Here is a 12,633-nt window from a genome sequence, read left to right as displayed (position 1 = left end):
CGCATTCGCGCTGGGGGTCTCACTTACGCCACTATTCCCGCAGGAGTCAAAGTGTATTTCTTACGCTAATATAGGTTTTAAAAAACGACAAGCAATTTCATGTTGGGTGATTGGAGCTCCAGGCAGTCGACTCCAGCGGGACAGCGCGAGCTGAAGATCCACTAGAGAAGCGCACTATGCTTCTGAGTTAGCTGAAGTCGTGCCCGTTTAAAGAAAAACGCTTTAAACTAGCGGAAAGCGACTGCCTGGAGCGGAAATCACGAGCACTACGTTACGACGGAGTTTAGGATATTTACGCAATAACTAAATTTTTTAAAAAACATTCTAATTATAAAAAGGATTTTGAATCTTTATGTCGAATAATATAATCTTATGAAGAGAGGAGCTATTCTTGAAGTGTTTGATGACTTATTTTTTCGATGTCTTCTTCATATTTTGCATGTGTTTTTTGAATTAAATGGTTAAACATCTCTCCAATCTCTGCTTCTAAAACTTTAATTCCTTCTCCAGTTACACCACCCTTAACGCATACTTTTTCGATTAACTGCGGAAGTGTATAATGTCCATCGTCTAAAAGCTTACCAAATCCAATAAACATTTCCTCTGTTAACTTAGCTGCTAGTTCCTTCGTGATTTTCGTCTCTTTTTCTGCCGCATTAATGAAAGCTTGCGCTAAATACCCAAAAAAGGCTGGGCCACATGAAACAATATCAGAAGACATCCGTGTCACGTTCTCAGAAATGATCGTAGGTGTTGAATACAATCTCCAACTTTGTAACAAATAACTTTTCATCAAGTTAGAAATTTGATCACCAAATGATACTAACGTAATTCCTGCGAGCGCTCTATTCGTAATACTAGGGATCATTCTTGCAACTTGACAAGGGACAAGGGATTCTAACCTTTCAATTGAATATGGACTTGTAATTGAAACAATACATTGGTCCTCAGTTAACAAACCATAGAGATCAATCAGTAACGAATGAATCTCCAATGGTTTTACACATATATAAATGATGTCGGCTGCAGCTGCTACTTGATTGACATCTTCACACACATGAATATTAGGATACTTTTCTTGTATCTTATATGCTTTATTAATGGTTCGGTTTGTTACGTACAATTCATCCTGGTTAATTACCTTCGCAGACATCCAAGCATCAATTAGAATTTCTCCCATGTTACCAGTACCGATTATTCCCCACTTCATAAAGCTTCCCTCCTTTACACTTATTCACACCTACATTCTATGTTCTCAAACGTAATCTTATGAAAGGATGTGCAAGAATACATGAATTGGTTAAGAAAATATTGGATTTTTATCGTGATTATTGTAGGGATTGGCGTTTACCTTATTCAGGATAGTTTCCATAGTCAACCGTCAGCTAATCATCCAATCGAGATGGGCGCTGAGGCTGATACAAATGCCCCAGTTGAGATAGAACTTGAACAAGAGGAGATGGAGACCCCTGACAGTAACAAATATGTCGATATAAAGGGGGAGGTGGTACATCCAGGAGTGTTTATTATTCCAGATGAGGATGCTCGTATAAAGGATATAATCGAACTCGCAGGTGGCTTTACAGAGGGTGCGGCAACAGAAGCGGTCAATTTGGCACAAAAAGTAGTCGATGAAATGGTGATCTTTGTCCCCAAAAAAGGAGAGGGCATAGAAATTGTTGATTTTCAAACGCAGCAGTCAACAAAAGTTAGGGTAAATGTTGCTTCCGTAAAAGAAATTGCAGAACTGAATGGAATTGGAGAGGTAAAAGCTACTGCAATTATTACTTACAGAGAAGAAAATGGACCTTACGAAAAAGTGGATGATTTATTACAAGTAACTGGTATTGGTGAAAAAACATTAGAAAAAATAAGACAAGATATTCAAATACCATAGTTTTTCTTACAAAATAAGAAATTTGTGCATGTGTCTAGCTCCGAACGCCAGAAACTAGGCGACTTCACGAATCGCCTTATTATATGTCATCATTGATTCGCTCCAGTCGCTACGTTTCTCGGGCGGCGCTCTGTGCTTTTCTTATTGACGAAATATTTCGGCAAGGGTAAACTTTTAGCAGATGAAGGTGAAAGGGGTAGAATGATGGAACGTATTTCTTGGGATCAGTATTTTATGGCACAAAGCCAATTGTTATCACTACGTAGCACATGTGAGCGTTTAACAGTAGGTGCGACAATAACGCGTGATAAACGAATCATAGCGGGTGGATATAATGGAAGTGTTACAGGAGGTGTGCATTGTATTGACGAAGGCTGCTATGTGATTGATGGACATTGCGTGCGTACGATTCATGCAGAAATCAATGCATTATTACAGTGTGCAAAATTTGGAGTGCCAACAGAAAATGCCGAAATTTATGTGACACATTTCCCGTGCTTGCAGTGTAGTAAATCGATTATTCAAAGTGGTATTTCTGCCGTTTACTATGCATCAGATTATAAGAACCATCCATATGCCATCAACTTGTTTAAAGATGCGAATATTCACGTTGAAAAGGTTCCGTTAACACAAATTGCAATTGATATAAATGCCCAATAATTAAATCTATATCGAGGTGAACAAATGAAGGGGTACTGGCACACAGTAGCGTTTTCTGCCTGTATTGCGATATGGGCATCTTTATTCTATCAAGTATTCCTTGGTTTCATCATCGTTTTGGCATGGTTGGTATGGCTTTATCAAAAACAGCGATTAAACAAGTGGCAGCTTCTTGTTTGTTTTATATGCTTTATTGTATTTCTGGTCCTCTATCAGGATCACCCACCAAAGTCCGATACCAAAATTTCCAATCAGACTTCTTTCCAAGGTGTAATCCAGTCAGCTGTTAGCAATACAGACAGCAAAATAGAGTTTGTAATGGAAGTAGAAAATCAGTCGAAAGTAATGGTGATTTATTTTAAGCAGGTAACAGATAATTATGATTATACTAATTTGCCAATGAAACGAGGCGGAACGTGCGCCGTTGATGGCACGATCGAACTCCCTCCAGAAAGCAGAAACCCCGGACAATTTGATTATCGAAATTTCCTACTTCAAAAAGAGATTCCTTATCAAGTAATTGTAGACGAAATAAGTGACATGGAATGTACTGGTAGTGCTTTGCTTCACAACATTGATGAACTGCGTTATGGCTTGATGAGAAAGACTGATCAAGCACTTTCCGACTTTACAGTAAGTTGGCTATATGCTTTATTGTTAGGTGATGATAGTCATCTGAGTGAAGAAACAATTGAATTATTTCAACGATGGAGTTTATCGCATCTTTTAGCAATCTCTGGGCTTCATGTCGGTCTACTTGTTGCCATCATATACTTTTTGCTAGTGAAATGTAATGTGCTGACAAAAGAAAAAGCACGATTAATCCTAATTTTTGCATTACCAGTATACGCAGTTTTGGCAGGAGGTGCGCCTTCCGTATGGCGTGCTGCACTAATGACCACATTAGGAATGTTGTTGCTTCAGAAAAATATAAGGATAAGTATTACAGATGTTCTTAGTATTATTTTTCTTGTGTTAATAATCTTAGACCCTTATCAGATCTATCAGCTTGGGTTTCAATTTTCATTCCTGATTACCTTTTCTTTATTGCTTTCAAGACAGATATTCCAGCTTTCCCTATCGAAAATTTATATTGGATTCGCGATTAGTTTTATTAGTCAACTTATCATAACACCATTACAGTTGTACCATTTCTATTTCATTAATCCTTTATCTATTGTGGTTAATGTCCTCGTTGTCCCATATTTTTCACTTATAGTTATTCCTGTTATGGTTATTTGTTGTGTGCTTTCACTTATTGTCCCGGATTTGGCAGGTATAATTGATATGCTGTTCACTTCTGTTCATATCGCATTTATAGACGGGCTCACGATGTTTGATCTAGCTGCTTTTCATCCTTGGGTATTAGGTAAATTCCCTTTAAAATTAATGATTCCCTATTATGCTAGCGTGATATTATTTCTTGCGCATTTAATGGACAAACGGTTATGGCACGCTTTTAGATATGCTTGCATTTCTATCTTGTTATTGATTTTTCTTGCCATGAAACCATTGTTTGACCCAAGTGGTAGAGTGACTATGCTTGATATTGGTCAAGGAGATTCGATCATCATTGAATTGCCTTACCGAAAAGGTGTTTTGTTTATTGATGCAGCAGGAAGTATGGAGGCTGATTTTGAGACCTCTTCTACCAAGTTATTTGATCAAATAATCAAGCCTTACTTATATTATCGAGGAATTAATCATGTGGATGCTGTAGTTTTGTCACACGCAGATCACGATCATATTGGAAGTGCAGCGAGCATCATACGAGATTTCGATGTCGCGCAGATGTTTGTTACTCCTTATTTTCAAACTACAGTTGAATTGCAAACCGCTATAGCTGAGACGAATATACTTATCCATGAGATACAGGCGAATGACACATTCACGATCGGCGACCAGCAATTTTCAGCACTTAGTCCGTCCGATGATAAAGGGGAAACAAATGCAAATTCATTAGTGTTATACAGTTTGTTTGGCGGGAAAAGGTGGTTATTTACAGGGGATATCGGTGTAGATGAAGAGAAATCGATAGTGGCAACTTATCCAAGATTACAAATCGATGTGCTAAAAGTAGCTCACCATGGTAGTAATAGCTCTACATCTGAGCAGTTTCTAAAAAAAATGGATCCTAAAATAGCACTCATATCGGCCGGACAAACCAACCGTTACGGACATCCTCATCAGGAAATAGTTGATTTATTAACGAAAAATGAAGTTGTAATGCTACGTACAGATGAACAAGGAGCAATTGTATTTCAATTTAATCAGAAATATGGAACGTTTTTCTCATATTTGCCATAGTATGTTGTAGAGATAAGGTACAAAACAAAAAGAGACTGTCCATGCACAACAGTCTCTTTTATACGTAAGCGATACTTAAGATCCGATTACATCAATGACAACGCCAATGAAGAAAATAATCATGAAGAAGCCAAAGGAATATACAAATCCCTTGCCTGAATCAAGTATGTCATTATTTCTAGATTGCACGTCCTTTTCAAATTCGTTCATAATACCCCTCCTAATTCTATGCCTAGTATACGGGATTATTTTGGAAAAATCCAGAGAAATAAAATTTACTACATGGAATTACAGTTACCTTAGTTAGCAAGAGTTAACACCCATATAATTTGGGGTTTAGGTCAATCTATAGGTAAGTTAAAAATATCGCTTATCGGTAGTATCCTGGGGCTACTTGGTAAGTGTTGATATAGATTGAAGGGAGGAGCAGCAAAGCTGCTTCTCCAAATACATATAAAAGCACTTGCGTTTCGGTATCATTCATTTTACCATAAACATATACCGAAAATGGAGTGATTCTGATTGTTATACTTTGATGCACTAAAAGCGATAAAACAAAAGAAATTTTCACCCATATACTTATTTTATGGCACAGAAACATTTCTCATACAAGAATTAAAACAACAAATTTTATCATCTAGCTTGTCCGCAGAAGATAATGACACAAATGTTTCTATTTATGATTTAGAAGAGACAGCTGTGCAGGAAGTAATTGCGGACGCTGAAACCTATCCTTTTTTTGGTGAACGCAAAGTAATTATTGCCCAAAACCCGAGTTTCCTGAAAGCAAGGGCTGACAGTGTAAGTGTCGATCACCAGTTAGATGTCCTTCAAACATATTTGGAGCATCCGGTTGATTATTCGATTTTGATCTTTATTGCGCCGTATGAAAAACTGGACGAACGGAAAAAAATAAATAAGCTATTTAAAAAACAAGGTGTTGCAGTTGCTTGTGAACCGATAAAGGAATGGGAATTAGCCAAGTGGATTAATACGATGGCGGATGAGCAACAGATAAATATTGAAAAAACAGTTGTTGATTATATGATTCAAGAAGTAGGATCAGATTTAATGCTATTGCAAAAAGAAATGGAGAAGTTGGCACTTTTTGTTGGTGAACAGGGTACGATTTCTATGGAGGTAGCTGAAGAGTTACTGTCACATAATAGTAGTACTTCGGGATTAAAGCTAGTAGATGCTGTAATTAATAGGGACTTACATAAAGCTATTCGCATTTATAAAGATCTCGAAAAGTTAAAAGAGGATCCGATTGCATTAGTTGCATTATTAGCTTCACAATTTCGTACAATATTACATGTTAAATTATTGAAACAAAAAGGCTATACGCAACAGCAGATGGCGCAACAGTTGAAGGTACATCCATATGTTGTGAAAATGTCGCAAACGCGAGAAGCGAGTTTTACATTAGAGGAATTAAAGCAAGTAATCGTTATGTTTACCGAAACAGATGCGTCTATTAAACAAGGTAGAATGGATAAAAATTTGGCCTTTGAGCTTTTGCTTTATCATTTAATTCAAATTAAAAATAGTAATGTCACGGAGCAGGGATTAAAAGTGTAAAAGCTTTTATTCCTGCTTTTTTTTGAAAAAAGATACGGAATTGAAATCAAATCCGTCGTAGTACTCGTGCTTTCCGCTCCGGGCAGTCGCTTTCCGCGGGCACGGCTTCAGCTAACTCAGAAGTAAAAATGCGCTTCTGAGTGGATCTTCAGCTCGCGCTGTCCCACAGGAGTCGACTGCCCGGAGCTCCAATCACCCGACGCAAAGAGCAATCCCGTTAGCAGCGTAGGAAATCCACTTCGACTCCTGAGGCCCGGCAAGGGTCATGCAGGCGTTGTCCGACAAGGACGGGTTTAGCCTGTAGTCCTTAAGAAACGGCGTAAGTGAGACCCCGAAAACATGAGTTCGAGGAGGCTCACTAGCCCCCCGCGGAAAGCGAAGTGGATTTCCGGAGCGGTGCAAGCACTCTCCAAGTTACGACGCATATTAGCTATTTTGCGTAATAACAACAGTTTGTTAAAAAAGTCTTTTCTATAGAACTCTGTGCGCTTTTGGTCAAAATAAAAACGACCCTTGGCTAGGATCGTCTCTTGTTGGTCATATTTGCGATTATGCGCTTAGTTCGTTAACTTTTTTCGTAAGGCGAGCCTTTTGACGGTTACCTTTGTTTTTGTGGATAAGCCCTTTTTGTACAGCTTTATCAATCTTTTGAACTGCAGAGACTAATGCTGTTTTAGCTTTTTCTACATCACTAGCTTCAACTAATGTTTCCACACGTTTGATTTGAGAACGCATATCCGTTTTAACTGAAATATTTCTAGCGCGGTGATCGTTATTAGTACGAACGCGTTTAATTGCAGATTTAATGTTAGCCATTATTTTTTCACCTCCATATCGAACATCAAACATAAAGTTTGAACAAGAGACATTTTACCAAAGCGTGAGGATGTTTTCAATAGTAATCTGTTTATTGCATCACATATTCTCGTATGATTTCCTCTTTACCAGGCAATCCTAATAGAAAAAGGGAGGTCTTTAGTTATGTCAGAGGAATTAGAACAATATCAAGTACGTACGGATCTTGCTGTAGAAGCAAAAGATATGTATGTCGAGCAAGAAAAGCCAGCAAAACAAGAAATAACTGGTGTAAAAGTAACGGAAAAAAAAGATGGTGAGGTAGGGGTCACCTATGTGAAAATCGATGAAACAGGTGCTGAAGCAATAGGTAAGAAAGCTGGCACATATGTTACGATCCACTCCGAGAGCGTTAAAAAGCAAGACACGAAGCTACAAGAGCAAACAGCTAAAGTGCTTGCTAAGGAATTAGTACAACTTTTAAAGGATTGCAATTTACCAAAGGATGCAAAGTGCTTAGTCGTTGGCCTTGGAAATTGGAATGTGACTCCTGATGCGTTAGGTCCAATGACAGCTGAAAAAATCCTAGTTACGAACCATTTATTTAAGCTACAACCCCAATATGTGGCAGACGGCTATCGTGCTGTATCAGCTCTGACTCCAGGGGTAATGGGTATTACTGGTATAGAAACAAGTGATATTATTTATGGAATTATAGAGAAAACAAAACCAGATTTTGTAATTGCGGTCGATGCGTTAGCATCAAGATCAGTCGAACGTGTTAATGCAACGATTCAATTATCTGACTCTGGTATTCACCCAGGCTCAGGGGTGGGTAATAAAAGAAAAGAAATTAGTAAAGATACATTAGGTATTCCTGTTATTGCTCTAGGTGTACCGACAGTTGTTGATGCTGTAACGATCACTAGTGATACGATAGATTTTATGTTAAAGCACTTTGGCAGGGAATGGAATGAAAAAGATCGTCCGTCAAAATCACTTGCGCCAGCAGGTATGAGCTTTGGTACGAAAAAATATACCGAAGAAGATTTGCCGTCACCAGAAAAAAGAAAGGCTTTTCTTGGAATGATTGGAGAATTGTCGGAAGAAGAAAAACGTTCTTTAATTAAAGAAGTATTAACACCGTTAGGACACAACCTCATGGTTACTCCAAAAGAAGTAGATGGCTACATGAAGGATATGGTGCATGTTATTGCATCTGGTCTAAATGCGGCTTTACATGAAAACGTCAACTTAGACAATTTTGGTAACTATACGAGATAGTAATTCTATTGTAATTAATAGTTTGTTTATATAAGGCTCTATTTTATTAAACTTCATAGTTGAAGTAAAATGCGTCGTAGTAGTGATTGCTAATCGGGCGCTGCGGAAAAATACGCCCTTTCCGCGGGGAACGCTCTACTCCTCCTCGATCGCAAAGAGCGCTCTCTGCGGGGTCTTCAGACTGTTCCTTTCCCGCTGGAGTGGCGTATTTTTCCACAGCTTAGGGTGGTTTTCTGTTAAACACCTTTAATGAAGCGTAGTCCCTATACTTTGACTCCTGCGGGACTAGCGGCGTAAGTGAGACCCCGGAGTGCGAAGGCGCGAGGAGGCTCACTAGCCCCCCGCGGAAAGCAAAGTGTAGGGACGGAGCGGTGCACATGTAGGATCAGTGAGCACCTTTGCACTACGACGCATATTAGCTATTATTAGTCTTAAACAACAATCTTTTAGAGAACAGCTTTATATAAAATTGAATTGAAATAAGTTTTACAAATCGTTCGTTCTACTTTCTGAATAACCGTCATAGACTCTACTAGAGTTAATAGACAGATTCGGAAAGGATGGGACGATGAACAAGCGACCATTAATGTCTATATTAAAATATATTAAGCCCTTGTCAAAAAAATTAACTATTCTAGTAGCGGGAATAACAGCTTTATTCTTTGTCATTGGTGTGATAACAACGATTCAACCTGCTTATCGACTTTCTTCTTCTACAATAACAAACTGGACGAGCAAAATAGATGGAGCATCGTTCTTATATTTAATTACTATGGAAAACAGGTTGTTTGAACAGGCATATCCTGCTGACAAGGAAACGATAACATTATCGAATCTTGCATTTGAAATGGCAACCAGTTTAAAACCGAATGATCCAAGAAGTTTGTTAGGTAGAGAATTACCTGGTTTTGATGCATATGATCGTGAAATATTGGTTGCTGGTGAAGGGACGGACTATACGAATCTAACGATGGAGTCCACACCGCCTCTAGATGTAGTTTTGGAAGACAGAGACGTAACTGTACCTGATGAACCGCCGGCAGAGGAACAACCTAGCGACCAAGAGGAAGAGAATCCTGATGAGGATGTACAGCAAACCACAGGAGAGCGACAGGTTGTATTTGTATATAATACGCATAACCGCGAATCATTTTTACCATATTTCCCAGAAGGGACAATACCTGATGAAGCCTTTGATTCAGAGGTTAATATTACCAATGTAAGTGATCGATTAGCCAAAACTTTAGAAGAAAAAGGAATTGGAACACAGGTGGATGATACGGATATTGGCGCGATTCTTCGTGAACGAGAGTGGAATTACTCATCGCAGTCGTATCAAGCATCAAAGCCAGTAGTCGAAGCTGCCCTTGCAAACAATAAAGACATAGCTTATGTGTTTGACCTACATCGCGACTCTATGGGCAGAGATGTTACAACGAAAACGATAAATGGACAAGTATTTGCGAGAACGATGTTTGTTATTGGTACAGAAAACCCAAACTATGAACAAAACTTACAGCTTGCAACAAAGCTACATGAGTTACTAGAAAAAAAATACCCAGGCTTAAGCAGGGGTGTTGAAACTTATGGTGGACCGGGAAAAAATGGTGTATATAACCAAGACGTTTCAAGTAATGCGCTGCTAGTTGAAGTTGGCGGTGTTGGTAACAACTTAGATGAATTGTATCGGTCAGCAGATGCATTGGCAGATGTGTTTAGTTCTTACTATTGGGATGCGGAAAAAGTCCAAGGCAATTAAGAGAGGTGATAAAGATGATAAGGGTAACGATATCAATGTTAATTATGCTTGTGCTCTTTTTAGGTGGTGTTCTTTTCGGGATCACGCAGGCCAATCAAGGAATGGTGGAAACACGAGGATATGAAAAAGCTGATGCGGAGGATGTTGTTAATTCAAGTGTGGAGGAAAACGGAGCCTATCAAATTGAAGTGATGGGACAGGATTTTGAACAGCTTAACTTAGAAAAGAAACAAGAAACATATGAGACAGTCCAAACCGGTCATCTCACCCAAAAGGTTGCTGGAGGACTAGAAACTGGTGTGAAATGGTTTTATAATGGCGTAATTGAAGGAGCATATCAGTTCGTACAAGCATTTTTCTAAACGACAAAAAAAGAATTACGGTTCGTATATAAACGTATAACAACCCCCTCTTATCCTGCTTGAAGGGGGTTGTCTATTTTTTGTAATGCGGTTTTTATTGAATATAGGGGCTTTGACTGCTATAATCAATCCTAGTAATTGTTGCTCAGAATTGGGAGTGATCATCATTGAGTAAAAGAGATCAGAGCAAAGTGCGTAATTTTTCTATTATTGCACATATTGACCACGGAAAGTCTACGCTCGCCGATCGCATATTGGAAAAAACGAAAGCCCTCACATCACGTGAAATGAAGGCTCAGTTTTTGGATGCGATGGATTTGGAACGTGAACGAGGAATTACAATAAAATTAAACGCTGTACAATTAAAGTATCAACGTGAAAATGGGGAAGAGTTCATTTTTCACCTCATCGACACCCCGGGACATGTCGATTTTACTTATGAAGTTTCCAGGAGCTTAGCTGCTTGTGAAGGGGCAATTTTAGTTGTTGATGCTGCTCAAGGTATAGAAGCGCAAACGTTGGCGAATGTATACTTGGCACTAGATAACGATTTAGAAATTATCCCTGTTATAAATAAAATTGATTTGCCAAGCGCTGATCCGGAACGAGTGAAAGAAGAGATTACGGACGTTATAGGAATTGATGGCGATGAAGCAATTCTTGCTAGTGCAAAATCTGGTATTGGAATTGAGGAAATATTAGAAAGTATTGTTGAAAGAATTCCACCACCTTCTGGTGATCCAGATGCACCATTAAAGGCATTAATATTTGATTCACTTTACGATTCATATCGTGGTGTCGTTGCCTATGTGTGTATCAAAGAGGGTTCAGTTAAAGTCGGCGATAAAATAAAGATGATGGCCACTGGAAAAGAATTTGAAGTAAACGAAATTGGTGTATTCAATCCAAAACCATTACCACAAGATGAGTTGACAGTTGGTGATGTTGGTTATTTAACAGCATCGATCAAAAACGTAGGAGATACCCGTGTTGGGGATACAATTACCATGTCTAAAAATCCTGCTAAAGAAGCACTTCCCGGGTACCGACGTCTAAATCCAATGGTATTTTGCGGCCTATATCCTGTAGATGCTAATAAATACAATGACTTGAGAGAAGCATTGGAACGATTAGAGCTAAATGATTCATCGTTACAGTATGAGGCAGAAACATCGCAAGCGCTTGGTTTTGGCTTTCGTTGTGGATTTTTAGGTTTGTTACATATGGAAATCGTACAAGAACGCATTGAAAGAGAATTTCAAATCGATCTAATTACAACTGCGCCAAGTGTAATATATCAGGTTCTCTTGACCGATCAGGAAGAGCTATCGATCGATAATCCGTCATTTATGCCTGATCCGCAAAAGATCGAAGAAGTTCGTGAACCTTATGTAAAGGCAACAATCATGGTTCCTAACGATTTTGTTGGACCTGTTATGGAATTATCACAGAAAAAGCGTGGTGATTTTATCGACATGAAATATTTAGATGAAAACCGCGTCAACGTCGTTTATGAAATTCCTTTATCGGAAATTGTTTATGATTTCTTTGATCAGTTAAAATCACAAACGAAGGGTTATGCCTCGTTTGATTATGAGTTAATTGGCTATAAGACATCTAAATTAGTGAAGATGGATATTTTGTTAAACGGTGAGACGATTGATGCATTGTCATTTATTGTGCACAGAGACTTTTCTTTTGAGCGTGGAAAGCAGATTGTTGAGAAACTAAAGGCTTTAATTCCTAGACAGCAATTTGAAGTACCTATACAAGCAGCTATAGGAAATAAAATAGTTGCACGTTCAACGATAAAAGCAATGCGTAAAAATGTGCTTTCCAAATGTTACGGTGGTGACATTTCGCGAAAAAGGAAGTTACTTGAAAAACAAAAAGAAGGTAAGAAGCGGATGAAAATGGTTGGTTCTGTGGAAGTGCCACAGGAAGCATTTATGGCCGTCTTACAAATGGATGATGAATGATTAAGCAAT

At 38.6% G+C, this 12,633-nt stretch carries 10 protein-coding genes and 1 pseudogene; 8 read left to right on the top strand and 3 right to left on the bottom strand.

The genetic code is table 11. The features are described 5' to 3' along the window. Nucleotides 1-385: 385 nt before the first annotated feature. Nucleotides 386-1,210, bottom strand: coding sequence for a late competence protein ComER (comER, locus tag ACI6MV_RS06830; protein WP_407269505.1), 825 nt, complete (start codon nt 1,208-1,210; stop codon nt 386-388). Between the two features lie 81 nt (nt 1,211-1,291). Here comER and ACI6MV_RS06825 point away from each other — a divergent pair, with 81 nt between their 5' ends. The 3 genes and pseudogenes from ACI6MV_RS06825 (at nt 1,292) to ACI6MV_RS06815 (ending at nt 4,864) form a co-directional block, all read left to right on the top strand. Next, a complete protein-coding gene (locus ACI6MV_RS06825) occupies nt 1,292-1,897 on the top strand; it encodes a helix-hairpin-helix domain-containing protein (protein WP_407269504.1) in 606 nt (201 codons plus the stop codon). A gap of 204 nt (nt 1,898-2,101) precedes the next feature. After that, nucleotides 2,102-2,542: pseudogene (locus ACI6MV_RS06820) on the top strand (ComE operon protein 2); the annotation flags it as partial. Between the two features lie 39 nt (nt 2,543-2,581). Continuing rightward, complete coding sequence (locus ACI6MV_RS06815) at nt 2,582-4,864, top strand: DNA internalization-related competence protein ComEC/Rec2 (RefSeq protein WP_407269503.1); 2,283 nt, start codon at nt 2,582-2,584, stop codon at nt 4,862-4,864. 75 nt (nt 4,865-4,939) lie between these two features. On the opposite strand, the gene ACI6MV_RS06810 is transcribed toward ACI6MV_RS06815, so the two are convergent. Next, nucleotides 4,940-5,074 carry a YqzM family protein gene (locus tag ACI6MV_RS06810; RefSeq protein WP_407269502.1) on the bottom strand — a complete coding sequence of 45 codons (135 nt, stop codon included), beginning with the start codon at nt 5,072-5,074 and terminating at the stop codon, nt 4,940-4,942. A gap of 312 nt (nt 5,075-5,386) precedes the next feature. Between ACI6MV_RS06810 and holA the strand changes: the two genes are divergently transcribed. Then, complete coding sequence (gene holA, locus ACI6MV_RS06805; protein ID WP_407269501.1) at nt 5,387-6,445, top strand: DNA polymerase III subunit delta; 1,059 nt, start codon at nt 5,387-5,389, stop codon at nt 6,443-6,445. Between the two features lie 549 nt (nt 6,446-6,994). Here holA and rpsT read toward each other — a convergent pair. Further along, the gene (rpsT, locus tag ACI6MV_RS06800) at nt 6,995-7,261 is read right to left on the bottom strand and encodes a 30S ribosomal protein S20 (RefSeq protein WP_407269500.1); all 267 of its coding nucleotides are present in this window, start codon (nt 7,259-7,261) and stop codon (nt 6,995-6,997) included. A 165-nt stretch (nt 7,262-7,426) separates the two neighbouring features. On the opposite strand from rpsT, the gene gpr reads away from it, so the two are divergent. From gpr to lepA, 4 genes are all read left to right on the top strand, one after another. Then, a complete protein-coding gene (gpr, locus tag ACI6MV_RS06795) occupies nt 7,427-8,524 on the top strand; it encodes a GPR endopeptidase (RefSeq protein ID WP_407269499.1) in 1,098 nt (365 codons plus the stop codon). A gap of 568 nt (nt 8,525-9,092) precedes the next feature. Continuing rightward, nucleotides 9,093-10,283 carry a stage II sporulation protein P gene (spoIIP, locus tag ACI6MV_RS06790; protein ID WP_407269498.1) on the top strand — a complete coding sequence of 397 codons (1,191 nt, stop codon included), beginning with the start codon at nt 9,093-9,095 and terminating at the stop codon, nt 10,281-10,283. A gap of 14 nt (nt 10,284-10,297) precedes the next feature. Beyond that, nucleotides 10,298-10,645 (top strand): DUF3679 domain-containing protein, encoded by a 348-nt coding sequence (locus tag ACI6MV_RS06785; RefSeq protein WP_407269497.1) that lies wholly within the window; start codon nt 10,298-10,300, stop codon nt 10,643-10,645. A gap of 167 nt (nt 10,646-10,812) precedes the next feature. Further along, nucleotides 10,813-12,624, top strand: coding sequence for a translation elongation factor 4 (gene lepA / locus ACI6MV_RS06780; RefSeq protein WP_407269496.1), 1,812 nt, complete (start codon nt 10,813-10,815; stop codon nt 12,622-12,624). The last annotated feature ends 9 nt before the right edge of the window (nt 12,625-12,633 follow it).

It is taken from the genome of Radiobacillus sp. PE A8.2 (genome assembly GCF_045635475.1).
Taxonomy (GTDB): Bacteria; Bacillota; Bacilli; order Bacillales; family Amphibacillaceae; genus JBJGXI01.
This window is presented reverse-complemented; position numbering and strand designations above follow the sequence as displayed.